The organism is Providencia sneebia DSM 19967 (assembly GCF_000314895.2).
Lineage (GTDB): Bacteria > Pseudomonadota > Gammaproteobacteria > Enterobacterales > Enterobacteriaceae > Providencia > Providencia sneebia.
The window spans coordinates 2,301,269-2,322,247 of the sequence record NZ_CM001773.1; the positions used below are offsets into that span (position 1 = coordinate 2,301,269).

Consider the following 20,979-nt stretch of genomic DNA (forward strand, 5'->3'; position numbering starts at 1 on the left):
CCAGTTTTGTTTTTTATTATTGTTTCAGGCTATGAAATGACTGATTATCTTTTACTCTTTATCGGGACAGTACTGGTTAACAACTTTGTACTCGTAAAATTCCTCGGATTGTGCCCATTCATGGGTGTATCAAAAAAACTCGAAACAGCAATCGGGATGGGACTCGCAACGGCATTTGTCATGACGTTAGCATCGATTAGCTCATGGCTAATGGATACCTTGATTTTAATCCCTCTGGATTTACTCTACCTGCGTACTTTGAGTTTTATTTTGGTTATTGCCGTTGTTGTGCAATTTACTGAGATGGTCGTAAGAAAAACCAGTCCAACGCTTTATCGCTTACTCGGCATTTTTCTGCCACTAATAACAACTAACTGTGCGGTGCTTGGTGTAGCATTATTAAATATTAACCAATCTCATGGCTTCTTACAGTCTGCGGTATATGGTTTTGGTGCGGCAGTCGGCTTTTCACTGGTTATGGTGTTATTTGCCGCTATTCGTGAGCGACTTGCCGTTGCAAATGTTCCAGCCCCTTTTCGCGGTTCATCAATTGGCCTCATTACAGCAGGACTGATGTCCTTGGCTTTTATGGGCTTTAGTGGTTTGGTGAAATTCTAATGATGTCATTATGGATTGCTACTGGCATATTAGCCATTTTCGGTCTTATCTTTGGGCTAATCTTAGGTTATGCTGCGTTACGCTTTAAAGTCGATGAAGACCCTATTGTTGAAAAATTAGATGCTATTTTACCTCAAAGCCAATGCGGTCAATGCAGCTACCCAGGATGTCGTCCTTATGCTGAAGCCGTCGCTAATAATGGTGAAATGATTAACAAGTGCGCACCTGGCGGTGAGCAAGTGATGTTAAAAATCGCTGAATTATTAAACGTTGATCCTCAGCCGATCGATGGTGATGAAAGTGCGCAAAACCCAATGCGCCAAGTCGCTATCATTGATGAAGGAAATTGCATTGGTTGTACGAAGTGCATTCAGGCTTGCCCTGTTGATGCTATTGTCGGCGCAACTCGTGCCATGCACACGGTGATTGAAGATTTATGCACAGGATGTAATTTGTGTGTTGCCCCTTGCCCAACTGATTGTATCGAGCTAGTTCCAGTGAAAACAACAACTGCAAATTGGAAATGGGATCTTAGCCTTATCCCTGTTAAAAATATTCCAGTGTCACCTCAACCAATGCAACCAAAGTCTGCATTATCAGCAATAAAAGGTGATGCACATGCTTAAGTTATTTAGTTGGCTCAAAAAAGATAAAATCTGGGATTTTGCAGGTGGTATTCATCCACCTGAAATGAAACTACAGTCCAGTCGTGCACCAATGAGAATTGCATCAATCCCTAATGAATTGATCATTCCGTTGCAGCAACACCTTGGGCCTGAAGGTGAATTAATTGTCAATGTAGGCGATTATGTTTTCAAAGGCCAACCACTCACGCGTGGGCTTGGGCGTACCGTTCCGGTTCATGCGTCAACATCAGGCACAATCACAGCTATTGAGCCAATGGTTACTGCTCATCCGTCCGGATTAAAAGAGTTGTGTGTGCGTATTCAAGCAGATGGGTTGGATACATGGTGTGAATTGTTTCCTGAGAAAGATTTCTTACAACTTACGCCACAACAATTACTGCAAAAAATAGAGCAAGCAGGTATTGCTGGATTAGGTGGTGCTGGCTTCCCTACTGCATCTAAACTGGCGGGTGGGAAAGATGCGATTAAAACGCTCATCATAAATGCCGCAGAATGTGAACCTTATATCACTGCTGATGATCGCCTAATGCAAGATCATGCTGATGAGGTCATTGAAGGTTGCCGTGTTTTACAACATCTTTTAAATCCTGACCAAGTTCTTATCGGTATTGAAGATAACAAGCCAGAAGCTATTTCTGCTCTAAAACTGGCATTAACTCCACAAGATAACCAAATATTTATCCGAGTTATTCCAACTAAATATCCATCAGGTGGCGCAAAACAGCTGACTAAAATCCTAACCGGAAAAGAGGTTCCATCTGGTGCTCGCTCATCTCAAATTGGCGTGTTAATGCATAATGTTGGAACTGTGGTGGCGATTAAACGCGCAGTTCTTGAAGGGCAACCTTTAATTGAACGTGTTGTGACTGTTACTGGTGAAGCAATTGAAAAGCCAGGTAATTTTTGGGCTCGTATTGGAACCCCTGTTCACCATTTATTGTCACAGACTGGTTTTCAACCAGAATCAGAGCAAATGGTTATTATGGGGGGGCCATTAATGGGCTTCACCCTACCTGACCTCAATGTTCCTGTTGTTAAAATCTGCAACTGTTTACTTGTACCTACTGCTGAAGAGGTTGGAAAACCGGCATTAGAAGAAGCTTGTATTCGTTGCGGTTTATGTGTAGATGCGTGCCCTGCGGCTTTATTACCTCAACAATTATATTGGTTTAGTAAAGGTGAAGAGCACGAAAAAGCGCAAAAACATAATTTATTCGATTGTATTGAATGTGGTGCCTGCGCCTACGTGTGCCCAAGTAATATCCCGCTGGTGCAGTATTACCGCCAAGAAAAAGCTGAAATCAAAGAGATAGCGCAAGAAGAACGACGAGCAGCTGAAGCAAAATTACGCTTTGAAGCTAAACAGCAACGAATGGAAAGAGAGAAGTTAGCTCGCGAAGAACGCCACAAAAAAGCGGCTGTCCAAGTTGAAACAACAGATAAAGATGCCATTGCTGATGCATTAGCGCGTGTTAAAGCAAAACAAGAGACAGCAACCGCGTTAGCTGAAAAATCACCAGATAGTTCTACTGATGATCCAAGAAAAGCCGCTGTTGCCGCCGCGCTTGCACGAGCTAAAGCGAGAAAATTAGAACAAGAAGATAAAAGTGACGCTGTCACTAGTTCAGAATCAAGTGATGATCCACGTAAAGCTTCTGTCGCTGCGGCAATTGCCCGTGCGAAAGCCAAAAAAGCGGCTCAGCAAGCAGAAAAYCGTGTTGAGAATATTGAACCTCAACCCGTTGAARYGGCAGAARTYGACCCGCGTAAAGCVGCTGTGGCTGCGGCAATTGCCCGTGCRAAAGCCAAAAAAGTGGCTCAGCAAACAGAAARTCGTGTTGAAAATATTGAACCTCAACCCGTTGAAGCGGCAGARATYGACCCGCGTAAAGCCGCTGTCGCTGCGGCAATTGCYCGTGCGAAAGCCAAAAAAGCAGCTCAGCAAGCAGAAAACYGTRTTGAAAATATTGAACCTCAACCCGTTGAAGCGGCAGAAATCGACCCGCGTAAAGCSGCTGTGGCTGCGGCAATTGCCCGTGCRAAAGCCAAAAAAGCAGCTCAGCAAGTAGAAAACCGTGTTGAAAATATTGAACCTCAACCCGTTGAAGCGGCAGAGATTGACCCGCGTAAAGCGGCTGTCGCTGCGGTAATTGCCCGTGTCAAAGCGAAGAAAATCGTCCAAGAAGAGGCTCAACTTGCAGCTCAAGTTAGCGAAGAAGATACACTTTCACCTGCTGCAGAAGTGCCTATTGAAGAAGAAACAGATCCACGAAAAGTTGCTGTAGCAGCCGCGATTGCTCGCGTAAAAGCGAAACAAGCACAGAAACATGAACAAACAACGATAGAGTAAGTGACTGACTACCATGAAATTTAGGCCCATTGATTCAAACAATCGCCGTTTAAAAATTGCCAGTGCGCCATTTACGCACAATACCCAAAGCACCAGTCTTGTGATGTTTTGGGTACTTATCGCGGCAATACCCGGCATAGCTGCTCAAATTTACTTTTTTGGTATGGGGACGCTTTATCAAATTATTTTAGCTATGATGACTGCCGTTGTAACAGAAAGTATTGCGATACGTTTACGAAAGCTTCCTGTTATTAATGTATTAAAAGATAACTCAGCTATTGTCACCGCATTACTTTTGGGCGTAAGCCTACCACCTTTGGCACCTTGGTGGATGATTGTGCTAGGAACATTTTTTGCCATTATTATTGCTAAACAATGTTATGGTGGACTTGGTCAAAATCCATTTAACCCAGCGATGGTGGGTTATGTGGTATTACTTATTTCATTTCCTGTTCAAATGACAAGTTGGTTACCACCGCAAGAATTACAATCTTTTGATATCAATGCATTAGATAATTTATGGGTGATTTTTACAGGTCATACCCCAGCAGGAATAACGTTAGAATCATTGCGGATTGGTGTAGATGGCATGAGCCAAGCCACACCACTAGATAGTTTTAAAACGGGTCTTTTAACACACCCTATTTCAGATGTGTTACAGCAACCTATCCTACAAGGTTCTCTGGCAGGCATCGGCTGGCAATGGGTTAACATCGCCTATTTATTAGGCGGCCTGATCATGCTTAACCGCCGCATTATTAATTGGCATATTCCTGTTTCATTTTTAGCGACATTGGCAATTTTGGCTACTGTCAGTTGGTTGTTGGATGACAGCCGTTACGCCTCGCCTTTAATACAGCTATTTTCTGGAGCAACAATGCTCGGTGCATTTTTTATTGCAACCGATCCTGTGACAGCATCAACGACACCAAAAGGTCGTATTATTTATGGTGTATTAATTGGACTATTAGTCTGGCTAATCCGCGTTTATGGCGGTTATCCAGATGCAGTCGCTTTCGCGGTGTTGCTAACAAATATTGCCGTGCCTTTAATCGACCATTATACGCAACCACGTGCGTATGGACACAAACATAAATAAGGAGCCTTTTATGTTAACTACAATGCGTCGACATGGCACCATCTTAGCTATTTTTGCAGCAGGTACGACGGCATTAAGTGCCGCTGTTTATACATTAACTAAAAATATTATTGCTCAACAAGCTGCTATCGTTCAGAAAAAGCTCCTTGATCAAGTTGTTCCTGAAAGCTTGTATGACAATGACTTTGGGCAAGAATGTTATCTTGTTGGTGCTGATGCAGCACTGGGTGGTAAACTGCCTCATCGGCTTTATATTGCACGTAAAAATGGTGAGCCTGTTGCTGCCGCACTTGAATCAATCGCACCAGATGGTTATTCCGGTGCAATTAATTTGCTGGTTGGTGCTGATTTTCATGGTACTGTGCTAGGTGTACGTGTTACGGAACACCATGAAACCCCAGGCCTTGGCGATAAAATTGAAACGCGTATTTCAGATTGGATCACGCTATTTAGTGGCAAAAAAATGGAATCTGATAATGACCCGCATTGGGCTGTTAAAAAAGATGGCGGTGATTTTGATCAATTCACTGGGGCAACAATTACTCCAAGAGCGGTTGTCAATGCGACAAAACGTACAGCGGTTTTCATGAAACAAATTCCGCAAAATCTCTCAACTTACCCAATTTGTGGAGCTGAATAAATGAGCGAATCAAAAGAGCTTTTTGTTCAAGGATTATGGAAAAATAACTCAGCATTAGTGCAATTGCTTGGGCTTTGTCCACTTCTTGCCGTTTCATCGACAGCAACAAATGCTTTAGGTTTAGGACTTGCAACTACATTAGTGCTGGTTTGTACAAATGTCGCTGTCTCAGCATTTCGGCGTTGGGTACCTGCTGAAATTCGTATCCCTATTTATGTTATGATCATAGCGTCAGTTGTTAGTGCAGTACAAATGTTGATTAATGCTTATGCTTTTGGTTTATATGAATCGCTGGGGATTTTTATTCCTTTGATTGTGACCAACTGCATTGTTATCGGTCGTGCAGAAGCTTATGCATCAAGAAATACGGTTGCGCTTTCCGCGATTGATGGCCTAGCAATGGGTCTTGGCGCTACTGCCGCGTTATTTATGCTAGGTGCAATGCGTGAGATTTTAGGAAATGGCACCTTATTTGATGGTGCAGATTTACTTTTAGGATCTTGGGCTAAATCACTAAGAATAGAAATTATCCATCTTGATTCTCCATTCTTATTAGCCATGCTGCCACCGGGTGCATTTATTGGCCTTGCATTAATGTTAGCCGGTAAGTATCTAATCGATGAAAAAATGAAAAAAAGAGAAGCCCTCAAAACGGGTACAGAACCTGCACATGAATACCAAAAAGAACAAGGATGTGGTAGTCATATTTCAAGATAATAATTGTGAGCTATGAATAAAACTAAACGCATTGAGATATTAACTCGTCTTCGTGATAACAACCCGCACCCAACGACTGAGTTAAAATTTAATTCCCCTTTTGAGCTGCTGATAGCGGTTTTGCTATCAGCACAAGCAACAGATGTTAGTGTTAATAAAGCAACAGCCAAACTTTACCCTGTTGCCAATACACCTGAGGCGATGTTGGCCTTAGGTGTTGATGGTATTAAAGAATATATCAAAACGATTGGGTTATATAACACCAAGGCTGAAAGTGTCATAAAGACATGTAAAATATTGATCGAGAAACACAATAGCCAAATCCCCGAAAACAGAGAAGCCTTAGAAGCTTTACCGGGTGTTGGTCGAAAAACGGCAAATGTCGTCCTCAATACAGCATTCGGTTGGCCAACGATTGCTGTCGATACACATATATTTCGGGTCTGTAATCGTACCAATTTCGCACCGGGAAAAAATGTCGTTGAAGTTGAAGAAAAACTGCTAAAAGTGGTTCCAGCCGAATTTAAAGTAGATTGCCACCATTGGTTAATTTTACATGGCCGCTATACTTGTATTGCACGCAAGCCGCGTTGTGGCTCATGTATTATTGAAGATCTGTGTGAATATAAAGATAAGGTCTATCCAGACAACTAATTTATTATCGCTCCCAGATATATTGTTATCGATGCAATTTTTTCTTGCTCTAGCACTTTGTCTTACGTAACAATGGGAGCCAAACTCAACCTCCATAAAAACGGTAAGTATGTTTCAAGACAATCCATTGCTCGCGCAACTTAAACAAAAGTTACACGCCCAAACACCTCGTGTTGAAGGTCTGGTAAAAAGCACCGAAAAAGGTTTCGGTTTTCTCGAAGTAGATGGTCAAAAAAGCTACTTTATTCCGCCTCCGCAGATGAAAAAAGTGATGCATGGTGACCGTATTATTGCGGCAATCCATACAGAAAAAGATCGTGAATTTGCAGAGCCTGAAGAACTTGTAGAACCATTCCTTAGCCGTTTTGTGGGGCGTATTCAAAAGAAAGATAACGACAATCGCTTATTTGTTATTCCTGATCATCCTCTTTTAAGAGATGCAATTTCTTGCCGTCCAATCAAAGAAATTACTCACCAATTTGAGCAAAATGACTGGGTTATTGCCCAAATGCGTTACCATCCGCTAAAAGGTGATAAAATTTTCTATGCAGAAATCACTGAGTTTATCACTGATGGTAATGACCATTTCGCGCCGTGGTGGGTAACGTTACGCCGTCACCAATTAGATCTCGCAGAACCACAAATGGAAGAGTGCCACCTTGATGATGAAGGAATAGAACGCATTGATATTACCCATCTTCATTTTGTCACCATTGATAGCGCTAGCACTGAAGATATGGATGATGCGCTTTATATTGAAAAGAATGAAAATGGCGAATTAAAGCTGTATATCGCTATCGCAGATCCTACAGGCTATATAAAAGAAAATAGTCAATTAGACACATTGGCTTTAGCTCGCTCATTCACCAACTATTTACCGGGTTTTAATATCCCTATGCTGCCGCGTGAACTGTCAGATAATCTCTGCTCTTTACGTCCTAATGAACGACGCCCTGCTCTGGTTTGTTCTGCTGTTATCCTTGATGATGGTACCATTTCTGATGATATTCAATTCTTCAGTGCTTGGGTCGAGTCAAAAACTAAATTAGTTTATGATGAAGTTTCTGATTGGCTAGAACAATCTGGTGATTGGAAGCCAACGAATGATTTAGATGAACAACAAATTATCCTGTTAAAAGAGATGGCAGATAAACGCCATCAATGGCGTCAACAAAATGCGTTAGTCTTTAAAGATCGCCCAGATTACCGTTTCCTTTTAGATGATCAGGGAAATGTTCTTGATATTATTGTAGAAAATCGCCGCACAGCTAACCGCATTGTTGAAGAAGCAATGATCACGGCAAACCTTTGTGCCGCAACTGAGTTAAAAAATAAATTAGGTTTTGGTGTCTTTAACGTCCATTTAGGGTTTGAACCATTACAAATTGACCAAGTTGTACAAACTTTAAAAGATAACGGTATTGAAACAGATTCTGAATCGCTGTTAACGCTTAAAGGTTTTCGTGAGTTACGTCGCCAATTAGATGCGCAACCAACACAATTCTTAGACAGCCGTATTCGTCGTTTCCAAACCTTTGCAGAAGTAAGAAGTGAGCCAGGCCCACACTTTGGTTTAGGTTTTGATATTTATGCGACTTGGACTTCCCCGATCCGGAAATATACAGATATTGTTAACCACCGCCTTTTGAAATCCATTGTTTCAGGGACGCTGTCTACCAATAAGCCTAGCGAAGAATTATCCATTAAATTAGCAGAGCGTCGCCGTGCAAACCGTATGGCAGAACGTGATGTCAGTGATTGGTTGTATGCGCGATTCTTAAAAGCTTATGAAGGTACAAAAACTGTTTTTGCCGCAGAAATTATTGATATTACACGTGGCGGTGTTCGCGTTCGTTTAACAGCTAATGGCGCAGTGGCATTTATGCCAGCACCATTCATGCATAGTGTTCGTGATGAAATTCAATGCAGCCAAGAAACTGGCAGTGTATTAATTAAAGGTGAACCAGCTTATAAACTGAACGATATTATCAATACAAATATTGCTGAAGTTAAGATGGAAACACGTAATATTATTGTCCGTCCTGCCGAATAATTAATTTTTAGCTATAATTAATGTGTCATTGAATACGCTTCAATGACACATTTTTTATTTATAACTTGATGTTCATCTATTTTGATAAAGTTCTTATCACTTGGAGTCATTGAAAATGAATACAACAAGTCGACGTATTTTATCTTTTGCCCTAGCCGCAACTCTCCTCACGAGCATTAGCGCATGCTCAAATATGTCAAACCGAGATAAAAATACAGCTATTGGCGCTGGTGTAGGTGCTGTTGGAGGAGCGGTACTGACTGGTGGTGATGCTTTAGGTACAGTTGGTGGCGCAGCAGTTGGCGGGATTATCGGCAATCAGGTAAAGAAATAAGATTATGATTGATACAAATAATAGGGGGAAATAGCCAATCCCCCTATTTCATTTGTAAATTTTCGTTCAGTTCTAGCCACCAGCTAATTTAACTTGATAACCTTTAGCTTCAAGTAGCTGTTTGATCACATCGCGCTTATCACCTTGAATTTCAATATCGCCATCCTTAACTGAACCACCACAGCCACACTTTTTCTTAAGTTCAGCAGCAAGTTTAGTTAATGCTTCATCTTCAAGGTCAAGCCCAGTTACGACACAAACGCCCTTACCTTTACGGCCGGCTGTCTCTCGACGGATCCTAACAATGCCATCGCCTTTTGGCCGTTGAACTTTAGGTTTATCTTCTTCAATACGGCCTATATCAGTACTGTAAACTAAACGACTATTTGAATCTTTCATGCACTTTCCTTGATAGACTCATTAATTTTCTGCAATGCTAAAGCTGGATCATCACTTCGTGTTATTGGACGACCAATAACCATATAGTCAACACCGACTTTTAATGCTTCTTGTGGTGTCATAATTCGGCGTTGATCACCAACTTCACTGCCTACAGGCCTGATCCCCGGCGTCACCAGTTTAAAATCATCCCCGCATAATAATTTTAAGCGCTGGGCTTCATGAGCAGAACAGACAACGCCATCTAACCCACACTCTTTTGTAAGTAAAGCTAGGCGCTCTGCATGTTCAGCTGGTGTTGCATTAATACCAACACCCATAAGATCAGACTGTTCCATACTCGTTAAAACAGTTACCGCTGTCAGTAATGGCGCATCTTTGCCAAATGTCTCAAGTGCTTTTTGCGCAGCTTCCATCATTCTTGCGCCGCCACTCGCATGCACATTCACCATCCAAACACCCATTTCAGCTGCCGCAGTTACCGCTCTTGCCACCGTGTTAGGAATATCGTGAAATTTCAAATCAAGGAAAACATCAAAACCGCGCTCATGTAATGACCGGACAAATTGAGGACCATTAAAAGTAAACATCTCTTTTCCGACTTTTAAACGGCAATCTTTTGGATCAATCAGGTCGACAAATGCTAATGCAGCATCAGCATCATCATAATCAAGAGCAACAATAACAGGTGAGTGAGTTGATGAGAGAATGCGGTTCTCAGTTGATGAAATCATTTAGTAATAACCTTAAAATCGAGTTTGCTAAAAGGTGATGCTTTTATTGCCCATCAAGCCCTCTAATTGGTTTGATGGTATCCCATGAACGACAAGACGGACAATGCCAATATAAAGAATGCGATGTAAAACCACATTTATGACAGCGATAATCAGGTTTTGTCCTGATCTGCTCGCCAACCATTTTGCGTAATAAAATTAAGCTATCTTTTGCTCGACCTTCTTCAGCATCTTGCAAATGATATTCCATTAAGCGGTAAAACAGCCGCATGGTTGGATGGCGTTGAATTTGATCATTAATATAACTTGCTGCTGCTTCTCTATTTTTCTTCTCGACAATAATATCAGCAAGATAAAGCTCGGCAATAGCACCTGAATTCCCAGCGACACATTGACGTAAATAATGTTCCCACGAATCAATATCACCAATATTTTGATAGCATTCAAATAGTAAAGGTAATGTTTCAGCAACTAATTCTCGGTCTTGTTCATAAACTTGTTTAAGGACATTAATTGCTTTGTCATAATGACCTTGCTCAATAAAAATTCGCCCTTTCATGATAGAGACACGCGCGCAACTTTTATCCGCTTGCTCAGCTTTATTCAGTAAATTGAGCGCACCGTTAAGGTCATCACTTCCAAGATGTTGTAGAGCTAATTCACAATAAAAATGTGCAATATTTTCACGTAGTTCATCATTACCTAATTTAACCAGTTTATTGGCTGTCTCTATGGCTTTTGTCCAATCACTGGTCAGTTGAAAAATGGTTAATAATGATTGTAATGCGCTTTGTCTAAAATCAACTTCATCCGTTAATTGCTGAAACATGTTTTCCGCGCGATCATAAACGCCAGCTGCCATGTAATCCCGACCGAGTTGCTGAGTCGCTAATAAACGTTGTTCAAATGAGAGAGAAGCACTTTCCACCAGCGATTGGTGAATGCGAATAGCGCGTTCAACTTCGCCACGTGAACGAAACAGATTGCCTAATGTCAAATGCGCTTCGAATGCAGAGCTGTCCTCTTTCAACATATCAAGAAAGAGGTCAACTGCTTTATCTTGTTGATTGGATAAAAGGAAGTTAACACCCGTCACATAATCGCGTGACAGTCTATTGGCATGTTGCTGCTTATCTTGCTGGGCGCTTCTACGCCCCATGTACCAGCCATATGCAGCAGCAACGGGTAGCAATAGAAACAGCAACTCAAACATACAACATTAATCCTTGCTCTTTGACATCGCCAAATCTGTCGATTCAGAAATAGACGTTTTATCATCAGTTGCAAGTTGTGACTCTAAGCGTCTAATTTTGCGGCGAGCATTTTTTAAGCTGACAAGTGCTTTTAAATAAAATAGGCCTGCGATCAACCAACCTAAGATAAAACCCGCACCAAATAAAGAAGCTAATAGCGAAGAAACTGAAAAATCACCTTGAGCAATCAGATAGTTAAATGTAATCACCTGATCATTACTTGAGCCTAATGTAATAGAGATGATAAAAATAACGATAGCCAATAATAAAATCAGAAAATATTTCACATTCTTTCCCGTTATCAGTTCTTATGAAAACAAATATCTACCTGATAAGGTAGCATTTCCAGTGCATTCAGACAAAGTAATTTATTAGTTGGCGCTATATTCTTAAACATAAAATAGTCGAGTTTATTCCTTAGAAACATTATTTACATTTAAGAAGCTAACCCTTTTCAACAAAAAACACGTCATAATGGCTAAAATCATACTTATTATAACAGAAACGATCACATCTGATGCCCAATGCATTCCTAACCATATTCGACTAATCGCTACACTTTCGGCCCAAAGTGCAACAATAATAGCCAGCAAATAGTGGCTATTTTGCCAAAATAAGCTGATTAGCAATAATGCCCAACATGCTGAAAACAGCACATGTCCAGAAGGAAAAGAGTAACCCGTTTCAGCTTGCCAATGTTCTCGTTGCCATATTGGTATTTGTGGGTTTTGCTCAAGGGTATTCTTAATTAAAATAGCACGCTCATTTCTTGGCAAATCATAAAAGTGATCATTTGAAATCCCTTGATTTTTTTCAAGCCAAACCACATAAGGTCGAGGTTCTTGTACACTATTTTTAATTAAAATTTTTATCCCCTGCCCTAAAAGCACATCACCACAGATTATAATAAGACCCCATATCATTATTTGTTTAGTTCTTTTACGAAAAACAAATAATGTGATAAGCAGTAATATGAGCGAAGTTATCAAGCTATAAGGTAAACCCGCAGTTTGCGTTATCCAATATAGCCACTTAGCTGATTCAATATTGTGTGATGGTTCCCAGTGACAGCCAGTTAAGAGAAGAATGAATGGTGGTAATACCAGCAAAATAGCGGGTATCACTATGGAATAAATGGTTTTATTCATTTGATGCTATCCATATTCATTATTGTATCAAGGTATAATAAAATTACGTTCATAGGAGATTAACTCTGATATAGTAAAGTATAGATGGCAGTGCACAAATATGTATCTACGTTTTTATGAATATACCAAACTTCATATTATGAGTAAGAAGTCCTAACTGTCTAATTGAATTCTATTCAATCGCAAATTCTAGAATATGAGGTCAGAATAAAATGATAGCTACTTTGCCCAAACCATCAATGAATGCCCCATATAGGTTATTCAATTAATTTAAATTAATTAGCAAGAGTTATTTCAACTAATGAAAGAGAATATGCAGTTAAAACGCGTAGCTGAAGCTAAATTACCAACTCCTTTTGGCGAATTCTTAATGGTTGGTTTTGAAGAAATTGCAACGGGGCATGATCACGTAGCACTTGTTTTTGGCGATATATCAGGCGCAGAGCCTGTACTTAGTAGAATTCATTCTGAGTGCTTAACAGGTGATGCATTATTTAGTCTACGCTGTGATTGTGGCTTCCAACTCGAAGCTGCCCTCTCGCAGATTAGTAAAGCAGGTCGTGGTGTACTGCTTTATCATCGCCAAGAAGGTCGTAATATTGGGCTATTAAATAAAATAAAAGCCTATGCGCTGCAAGATCAAGGTCTTGATACAGTAGAAGCGAATATTAAATTAGGCTTCAAGGCAGATGAACGCGATTTTACATTGTGCTCTGATATGTACAAATTATTGGGTATTAATGAAGTCCGTTTACTGACTAACAATCCTAAAAAGATAGATATTATGCGTGAAGCAGGCATTAACGTGGTCGAACGTGTTCCTCTTATTGTTGGACGTAATCCTAATAATGAGCATTATTTAGATGTTAAAGCTCAAAAAATGGGACACATGCTATTTAAACACCAATAAAGAATTATTCCCCATCCCTTAAACCAAGAAAGCGCACAATAAATACTCTTTCTTGGTTTTATTAGACATTATAGTTTTTAGCCAATAGTGCCCTAATATTATTCACTTTCATTTATTAAGGTTTATACTACGAAGCAATATAACTATCTTGATAAATAACCCAATCTTAAATATGGAGTTATTTATCTGATAACAAGGAGATATTGTGGATAACCTGCATTCTATTCAACGTATGAGAAGATTGCGTAAAACTGAAAAATTACGTGATTTATTCCAAGAAACCCATCTTTCAATTAATGATCTATGCTTGCCCATTTTTGTTGAAGAAGAAGCTGATGACTATAAGCAAATTGAAAGTATGCCTGGAGTCGTGCGTATTCCGGAAAAACGTTTAGCTTATGAAATTGAACGTATTGCCAATGCAGGTATTAAGTCTGTTATGACTTTTGGTATTTCCCATCATCTTGATGAAACAGGTAGTGATGCTTGGAATGAAAATGGACTGGTCTCGCGTATGTCGCGTATCTGTAAAGATACCGTTCCTGAAATGATAGTGATGTCAGATACCTGTTTTTGTGAATACACCTCGCATGGCCATTGCGGTGTTATGCATGGTGAGCATGTTGATAATGACGCAACTATTTATAATTTAGGGCAACAAGCTGTTGCTGCTGCCAGTGCTGGTGCTGATTTCATTGCGCCTTCTGCTGCAATGGATGGTCAAGTTATGGCTATTCGACAAGCTCTTGATGCTGCTGGTTTTACAGATACAGCAATCATGTCCTACTCAACCAAGTTTGCATCTGCATTATATGGCCCATTTAGAGATGCAGCTGGTTCATGTTTAAAAGGTGACCGTAAAACATATCAAATGAATCCCATGAATCGCCGTGAAGCTATTCATGAATCATTGATCGATGCGCAAGAAGGCGCAGATGCATTAATGGTAAAACCTGCTGGTGCCTACCTTGATATTATTCGTGATTTACGTGAGCGCACAGAATTACCTATCGGTGCTTATCAAGTCAGTGGCGAATATGCACAAATAAAATTTGCTGCAATGGCAGGTGCTATTGATGAGACGCGTGTTGTTCTGGAAACATTAGGTTCGATTAAACGTGCTGGGGCTGATTTGATTTTTACTTATTTCGCCTTACAACTTGCCGAAGACAAAATTTTGTCACTAAGATAATGAATTAAAAATAAATATGCCCGCGATAGTGAAATATCAGCGGGCATTTTTATATTATGCTTTTTGTTGTACTGCGAGTTGCTCGGCAAATCTCTGCGCATAATCAGCAGCAACTCTAGGCTCAATAATGCCCATGATGAGTACCAGATCTTTTCCATCTAACGTTGTTGCGGCGACTCCCCACGAATCAACATCAGTTGTTGGTTCATACATTTCATCAGGATCTGCAGACAATTTAGGTAATGGAAGAATATCGCCACCAGAATCAAGAGCAACTATTTTAAACGCGGTATAAGCTGCATTTCTTCCTAACGGGAACTCTTTATCGACAAATAGTCTTAAATCGAAAACTTCTGTTTCAGGTGTTTGCATAACAACGGAGTATAAATTTGGAATATGTTCCAAAATATCTCTCACTTCTTCTTGATAACGATTACTTGAGGAAGTACTCAATAGAATATCTGCTGCCCAAAGTGCACCTTTGTAAAAATCAGTCGCATTAATATCTGCCATGTGTTTATTCCTTCACATTAATCGATTTCATTGACCTTCATCTGATATAAACCATTACCAGTCAGGCTACTTTTACTCACATGCTTACAATTCAACAATCTATTTCTTGCTTTACCAAAGTTAAACACACCTCGTTCCGGTGACAAAATTATTAAGTCATATTTTCATAAAAAAAATGAATTTATTTTCCTTGCTCTTCCCTGCTCATCTTCTTTATGAACCTACTCGTCAGTTAACATCATAGCTTGAAATAAATCTTAAAATATTGCGAAAAAACAATATTAATAAATAATCAATGGCGTAACAGGTCGTTTTTAATATGTACTAATAACACTTTGTTATTTATAAAATATACCGCTTCTCGTTAATAGCAAGAATAGATTAAGAATTGAATGATGTTGATCTCTAGATATTGATGACGTATACACAAAAAAGTATGATTTTTCTGTGCTCATACTCAGTTTGGATGAATACTGATAGCGAGTTGCAGATCAGCTAGCGTGATCATTAACATCATTGGGTCTAGTGGAGAGGCTGTAAATCCCAAATGTTCATAAAATCGTTTTGCATCATCAGAAAGCGCATGAACAATCATTCCCCTGATACCCACAAGCCCCGAAGCTTGAATAACTCGATGCCCAGCATCTTTGATTAATCCTCGTCCTACTCCAAGGCCTTTAGCTCTAGTATCTACAGCGAGTCTGCCCAAAAGAATGACGGGAATATCGGTGGGCATATTACGGCGGAATCTGCCGACTGCCATGCTGGTGCTGACGATACCAGTAGACAAGCTATAATAACCCATAACCTTGTTATTAGAAGTTGTTACAAAAGTACGAGACGCCCCCGTTTTTTGATTACCCATGGCCCGATTTTTTAACCACAGATCTAATGATCCTTCACCACAGCAGAATTGTTCCAGAAGATGGTCAGGATTAAGTGGCTCAGGTGCTGTCAGTTTCAATGTCATTTCTCCCAAGGAGATTTAGACATCATTGTTTTTCTCAATGCTTCATTGTTGATAGGTGGAGCATCAAGCTTATTCATAAACTCTTGGTAAACTTCAGGGCTGACATTTATCACACGCAAATCAGCAAGCGTCTCTTCTGCAGCTCGTCTAGCGGCTTCCAAGACAAACTCAGTGCGGTTTTTACCCACAGCATTTGCCGCTCGGTCAATCAGAATTTTGTCTTCCGGCTTGATCCGCAGGTTTAACGATGAACGCGTAATGACAGCTTCTTTTTCAAGACAATTTTGAGTCGGCATAATAACCTCCTATTTATTCATTATCTTGCTAAGTATACAACAATGTAATGTCATTGTCTTTACGCTGTATGGACAAAAATGAAATACGCTATATTGCTTGTGTATGTACCGTGATAGAAACCTCGGCATTTCCTCTCTATTTAACTATTTTCTATGCAAAAAAAAACGCCCACATACTTAAAATATATGGGCGAAGATATGAATATGATTTGAGCTATTTAGACTTAATGTAACATTTGACGAATAACATAGTGCAAAATACCACCATGTCGGTAATATTCCATCTCTGTCGCAGTATCAATACGACAGCGAGTTGCGATTTCTTGAACATGGCCATCACTATAGGTAATTTTCACAATTATTTTTTGGCCCGGTTCTAGTGATTGCAAGTATTCCACATCAATTCGTTCATCACCTTTAAGACCTAATGTTTTTCGCGTAGTTCCTTCTAAAAACTCTAATGGTATCACGCCCATACCAATTAAATTAGAACGATGAATACGCTCATACGATTCAGCGATAACTACACGCACACCGAGCAGATTAGTGCCTTTTGCAGCCCAGTCACGGCTTGAACCTGAACCATATTCTTTACCAGCAATAATGGCTAAAGGACGTTTTTCTTGTTGATAAAGCATTGCGGCATCATATATAGCCATTTGCTGTCCTGACGGAATATGCTTGGTATACCCACCTTCAATACCCGGAACCATTTCATTGCGAATACGAATGTTTGCAAACGTACCTCGCATCATGACTTCATGATTACCACGACGAGAACCATAAGAGTTAAAATCTGCTGGCGCAACACCATGTTCTTGTAAATAGCGGCCTGCTGGGCTATCTGCTTTAATATTACCCGCTGGGGAAATATGGTCTGTTGTGACAGAATCCCCCAAAATAGCCAGAATATTAGCGCCATGAATATCTTGAACAACACTGGGTTGCGCCGTCATTCCATTAAAAAATGGTGGATGGCGAATATAGGTTGAATCTTCCTGCCAGTGATATGTTGGTGAACTTTCAACTTGTAATGCACGCCAAGCCTCATCACCATCAAATACTGCACTATATTCTTTGTGGTACATCTCCGTTTTGACTTTTTCAACAGCTTGAGCGATTTCGGCACTTGTTGGCCAAATATCTTTTAAATAAACATCATTACCTTCAGTATCTTGCCCGATGACATCCGTTTTAACATTAATGTTCATATTGCCAGCAAGCGCATAAGCCACAACCAGTGGTGGAGAAGCCAACCAGTTTGTTTTGACTAATGGATGGATACGCCCTTCAAAGTTGCGGTTACCCGAGAGTACGGCCGCGACTGTTAAATCCGTCTGTTTTATTGCCTCTTCTATTGGCTCAGGTAAAGGACCTGAGTTACCAATACACGTTGTACAACCATAACCCACTAAGTTAAAACCCAGTTTATCCAGATATGGCGTTAATCCAGCTAATGCCAAATAGTCCGTCACAACTTTAGAACCCGGTGCTAATGAAGATTTTACCCATGGCTGACGTTGTAAACCTTTTTCAACGGCTTTTTTAGCAAGTAGCCCTGCGGCCATCAAAACACTTGGGTTTGAGGTATTGGTACAAGACGTTATCGCGGCAATCACAACCGCACCGTCTGTTATTTCAAACGTTTTATCTTGATAATTAATGGATGAATGAGCGCTTTTATCTTTCTTATTTAGTTCTAGATCAACGGCACTTTGAAACGCTTGTGGCACTTTGCCAAGCTCGACTCTGTCTTGCGGACGTTTAGGTCCTGCCAAACTTGATTCAACTGTAGACATATCCAGTTCTAATGTACTGGTAAAAATAGGTTCATCACCCGCATGTCGCCATAAGCCCTGTTCTTGGCTATAGGCTTTAACTAATGCAATTTCATCATCAGTGCGCCCAGTCAATTTCATGTAACTCAATGTCACGTCATCAATTGGGAAGAAACCACAAGTTGCACCATATTCAGGTGACATATTGGCGATAGTTGCCCTATCAGCAAGGGGTAAATCTGCCAAACCATCACCATAGAATTCAACAAATTTACCAACAACACCATGTTTTCTCAGCATTTGTGTCACTGTTAAAACTAAGTCAGTAGCCGTAATGCCTTCTGGGAGTTTTCCTGTTAATTTAAACCCAACGACATCAGGGATCAGCATGGAAACTGGCTGACCTAACATCGCAGCCTCAGCTTCAATTCCACCAACTCCCCAACCTAACACACCAAGCCCATTAATCATTGTAGTATGAGAATCTGTACCAACCAAAGTATCTGGATATGCATACAGTACCCCATCAATTTCATCATACCAAATGGCTTTACCTAAATATTCAAGGTTAACTTGATGGCAAATACCTGTTCCGGGTGGGACAACTCTAAACCGGTTAAAGGCTTTTTGCCCCCAACGCAAGAAAAGATAACGTTCATGATTTCGCTGCATTTCGATAGCAACGTTATCTGTAAATGCCTGTGGGGTTGCAAATTCATCAACCATAACTGAGTGGTCAATGACGAGATCAACAGGTGATAACGGATTAACTTGATTTACATTGCCACCTAATGCTTTTACGGCTTCACGCATTGCTGCTAAATCAACAACAGCAGGAACACCAGTAAAGTCTTGCATTAGCACTCGAGCTGGTCGATAGGCAATTTCTCTATCTGCATGGCCTGTTTTTTGCCAATCAATAATGGCTTGTAAATCAGCATCAACAACGGATTTACCATCAAGATTACGGAGTAAATTTTCAAGAAGAACTTTAAGAGATTTAGGCAGCTTTTTAGCATCACCAAGTTGGTTCATTACTGTTGGTAAGCTATAGTAATGATAGTGTTTACTCCCAACTGTGAGTACCGCTGCACTTTGTGTTTTTAGACTCAACGACATAACTCCTCCTTGGTTTTTATAATGACTATGTGATCGCCTTATTCACTTAACATCACATATCATTTGTTAATTAATTGTAATTATAGAGGATCAAAATATTTACTTTATGGTTTTTGTGTCAAATCCATAAAGTAAATGTGCTTATCATCAGAATTACAGAAAAAAGTTGTCAATCTCAGTAACTAAAGAGGAAAAAATAAATCTAAAAATGAATTAACGGAGTATTGCAGAATGAAGTTGATCATAATGAGATGAAAACCCTAGCTGCTGATAACAACTAGGGTTTAAAGGTATCGAAGATAACGTGATATTGAGAAGATAATAAATTAAATAATAGGTAAATTAATATCTTTAAACATGGCTTCAATATCCTCATTATCACGCAGTGCAATTGCACGATCGACAATATCCCGTGTTAAATGAGGCGCAAAACGCCATATAAAATCATACATATAGCTGCGTAAAAAAGTCGTTCGCTTAAAGCCTATTTTGGTTGTGCTATAACTAAACTTATCACGCATATCAATAACAGCAAGGTCACTATCCAGCTCAGGGTTTACCGCCATACTCGCAATAATCCCAATACCTAAGCCTAGCCTTACATAAGTTTTAATCACATCCGCATCTGTGGCAGTAAAAATAATTTTTGGCTCAAGGTTTGCTTTTTGAAACGCCACATCTAATTCTGAACGCCCTGTAAACCCGTGGGTATAAGTCACTATTTGATATTGTGCAATATCTTCAATGGTGACATTTTTCTTTTCAGCTAATGGATGCCCTTTTTGTACCACTACACAACGATTCCAGTGGTAGCAAGGTAACATAATCAAATCGCTATAAAGATGTAGCGCTTCAGTCGCAATTGCAAAATCACTATTACCTTTGCAAACTTCTTCCGCAATTTGCGTTGGTGACCCTTGTTGCATGTGTAATGAAACATGAGGATAACGTTCAATGAAGCCTTTAATTACTGGCGGCAATGCATAACGCGCTTGAGTATGTGTCGTGGCAATTCTCAGTGACCCTCTATCGGGATAAGTGTGTTCTCCCGCAACAGAACGTATTGCCTCAATTTTTGATAATACCTCACGCGAAATACGAATGACTTCCTCACCTGCTGGGGTCACATGGGTCAAGTGCTTACCACTGCGTGCAAAAATTTGAATACCTAATTCATCCTCAAGCATTCGAACTTGCTTACTAATCCCTGGCTGTGAGGTAAACAACCCTTCAGCGGTTGAAGAGACATTTAAGTCATGATTAACCACTTCAACAATATAACGTAATTGCTGCAATTTCATACTTAGGCTCACCTCTACAGATCAGCAAAAAATTTGCTATAGTAAAAAATTATTAGTTATAACTAAAAAATATATATTCATTGTTTGTTATAACCAATATAACATCATTCTACGCTGTGTGAATAGGTAATAGATGATAATATTTCATCTAACTCATTTTTTACTTAAGGTTATTGCAAGATTAACAGATAAGCTTTTAGGCATAATCTTGATTAAGAGCGTTAACAACTTTCATTCAAAAAGGGGTTTCCATG

21 protein-coding genes are annotated in these 20,979 nt (G+C 40.0%); 11 read left to right on the plus strand and 10 right to left on the minus strand.

Annotated features, from left to right (window positions below; translation table 11 throughout):
- Window positions 1–36: 36 nt before the first annotated feature.
- From rsxA to osmB, 9 genes are all read left to right on the plus strand, one after another.
- Window positions 37–618 (plus strand): electron transport complex subunit RsxA, encoded by a 582-nt coding sequence (rsxA, locus tag OO7_RS09470; RefSeq protein WP_008915729.1) that lies wholly within the window; start codon window positions 37–39, stop codon window positions 616–618.
- On the plus strand, window positions 618–1,244 hold the full coding sequence (rsxB, locus tag OO7_RS09475; RefSeq protein WP_008915730.1) for an electron transport complex subunit RsxB: 627 nt from the start codon (window positions 618–620) through the stop codon (window positions 1,242–1,244). Before rsxA ends, rsxB begins: the two co-directional genes overlap by 1 nt.
- Complete coding sequence (gene rsxC / locus OO7_RS09480) at window positions 1,237–3,615, plus strand: electron transport complex subunit RsxC (protein WP_008915731.1); 2,379 nt, start codon at window positions 1,237–1,239, stop codon at window positions 3,613–3,615. The genes rsxB and rsxC overlap by 8 nt, the downstream gene beginning before the upstream one ends.
- Before the next feature lie 13 nt (window positions 3,616–3,628).
- The gene (gene rsxD / locus OO7_RS09485) at window positions 3,629–4,714 is read left to right on the plus strand and encodes an electron transport complex subunit RsxD (RefSeq protein ID WP_008915732.1); all 1,086 of its coding nucleotides are present in this window, start codon (window positions 3,629–3,631) and stop codon (window positions 4,712–4,714) included.
- 10 nt (window positions 4,715–4,724) lie between these two features.
- Complete coding sequence (gene rsxG / locus OO7_RS09490; protein WP_008915733.1) at window positions 4,725–5,354, plus strand: electron transport complex subunit RsxG; 630 nt, start codon at window positions 4,725–4,727, stop codon at window positions 5,352–5,354.
- Window positions 5,355–6,071, plus strand: a complete 717-nt coding sequence (locus OO7_RS09495) for an electron transport complex subunit E (RefSeq protein WP_008915734.1) — start codon at window positions 5,355–5,357, stop codon at window positions 6,069–6,071.
- 12 nt (window positions 6,072–6,083) lie between these two features.
- The gene (gene nth, locus OO7_RS09500; RefSeq protein ID WP_008915735.1) at window positions 6,084–6,725 is read left to right on the plus strand and encodes an endonuclease III; all 642 of its coding nucleotides are present in this window, start codon (window positions 6,084–6,086) and stop codon (window positions 6,723–6,725) included.
- A 109-nt stretch (window positions 6,726–6,834) separates the two neighbouring features.
- Entirely contained in the window at window positions 6,835–8,778 is a 1,944-nt protein-coding gene (locus OO7_RS09505) for an exoribonuclease II (protein ID WP_008915736.1), read from the plus strand.
- 115 nt (window positions 8,779–8,893) lie between these two features.
- A complete protein-coding gene (osmB, locus tag OO7_RS09510) occupies window positions 8,894–9,112 on the plus strand; it encodes an osmotically-inducible lipoprotein OsmB (protein ID WP_008915737.1) in 219 nt (72 codons plus the stop codon).
- A 72-nt stretch (window positions 9,113–9,184) separates the two neighbouring features.
- Here the strand turns inward: osmB and yciH are convergent, their stop codons facing one another.
- The 5 genes from yciH to pgpB form a co-directional block, all read right to left on the minus strand.
- Window positions 9,185–9,511: a stress response translation initiation inhibitor YciH gene (gene yciH, locus OO7_RS09515; RefSeq protein ID WP_008915738.1), complete on the minus strand. Its 327-nt coding sequence runs from the start codon at window positions 9,509–9,511 to the stop codon at window positions 9,185–9,187.
- The gene (gene pyrF, locus OO7_RS09520; RefSeq protein WP_008915739.1) at window positions 9,508–10,245 is read right to left on the minus strand and encodes an orotidine-5'-phosphate decarboxylase; all 738 of its coding nucleotides are present in this window, start codon (window positions 10,243–10,245) and stop codon (window positions 9,508–9,510) included. Before pyrF ends, yciH begins: the two co-directional genes overlap by 4 nt.
- A 43-nt stretch (window positions 10,246–10,288) precedes the next feature.
- Window positions 10,289–11,458: a lipopolysaccharide assembly protein LapB gene (gene lapB / locus OO7_RS09525; RefSeq protein WP_008915740.1), complete on the minus strand. Its 1,170-nt coding sequence runs from the start codon at window positions 11,456–11,458 to the stop codon at window positions 10,289–10,291.
- Between the two features lie 6 nt (window positions 11,459–11,464).
- On the minus strand, window positions 11,465–11,785 hold the full coding sequence (locus tag OO7_RS09530; protein WP_008915741.1) for a LapA family protein: 321 nt from the start codon (window positions 11,783–11,785) through the stop codon (window positions 11,465–11,467).
- A 123-nt stretch (window positions 11,786–11,908) separates the two neighbouring features.
- Complete coding sequence (gene pgpB, locus OO7_RS09535; RefSeq protein ID WP_008915742.1) at window positions 11,909–12,646, minus strand: phosphatidylglycerophosphatase B; 738 nt, start codon at window positions 12,644–12,646, stop codon at window positions 11,909–11,911.
- Between the two features lie 313 nt (window positions 12,647–12,959).
- Here pgpB and ribA point away from each other — a divergent pair, with 313 nt between their 5' ends.
- Both ribA and hemB read left to right on the plus strand, forming a co-directional pair.
- Window positions 12,960–13,556: a GTP cyclohydrolase II gene (ribA, locus tag OO7_RS09540; protein ID WP_008915743.1), complete on the plus strand. Its 597-nt coding sequence runs from the start codon at window positions 12,960–12,962 to the stop codon at window positions 13,554–13,556.
- A 205-nt stretch (window positions 13,557–13,761) separates the two neighbouring features.
- Window positions 13,762–14,748, plus strand: coding sequence for a porphobilinogen synthase (hemB, locus tag OO7_RS09545; RefSeq protein ID WP_008915744.1), 987 nt, complete (start codon window positions 13,762–13,764; stop codon window positions 14,746–14,748).
- 54 nt (window positions 14,749–14,802) lie between these two features.
- Here the strand turns inward: hemB and OO7_RS09550 are convergent, their stop codons facing one another.
- The 5 genes from OO7_RS09550 to cysB form a co-directional block, all read right to left on the minus strand.
- Complete coding sequence (locus OO7_RS09550; RefSeq protein ID WP_008915745.1) at window positions 14,803–15,261, minus strand: hypothetical protein; 459 nt, start codon at window positions 15,259–15,261, stop codon at window positions 14,803–14,805.
- A gap of 457 nt (window positions 15,262–15,718) precedes the next feature.
- Window positions 15,719–16,225 carry a GNAT family N-acetyltransferase gene (locus OO7_RS09555; protein ID WP_419177230.1) on the minus strand — a complete coding sequence of 169 codons (507 nt, stop codon included), beginning with the start codon at window positions 16,223–16,225 and terminating at the stop codon, window positions 15,719–15,721.
- A 2-nt stretch (window positions 16,226–16,227) separates the two neighbouring features.
- Window positions 16,228–16,527, minus strand: coding sequence for a type II toxin-antitoxin system TacA family antitoxin (locus OO7_RS09560; protein ID WP_008915747.1), 300 nt, complete (start codon window positions 16,525–16,527; stop codon window positions 16,228–16,230).
- A gap of 224 nt (window positions 16,528–16,751) precedes the next feature.
- Window positions 16,752–19,424, minus strand: a complete 2,673-nt coding sequence (gene acnA / locus OO7_RS09565; protein ID WP_008915748.1) for an aconitate hydratase AcnA — start codon at window positions 19,422–19,424, stop codon at window positions 16,752–16,754.
- A gap of 326 nt (window positions 19,425–19,750) precedes the next feature.
- Window positions 19,751–20,725: an HTH-type transcriptional regulator CysB gene (gene cysB, locus OO7_RS09570; RefSeq protein ID WP_008915749.1), complete on the minus strand. Its 975-nt coding sequence runs from the start codon at window positions 20,723–20,725 to the stop codon at window positions 19,751–19,753.
- Window positions 20,726–20,979 lie beyond the last annotated feature (254 nt).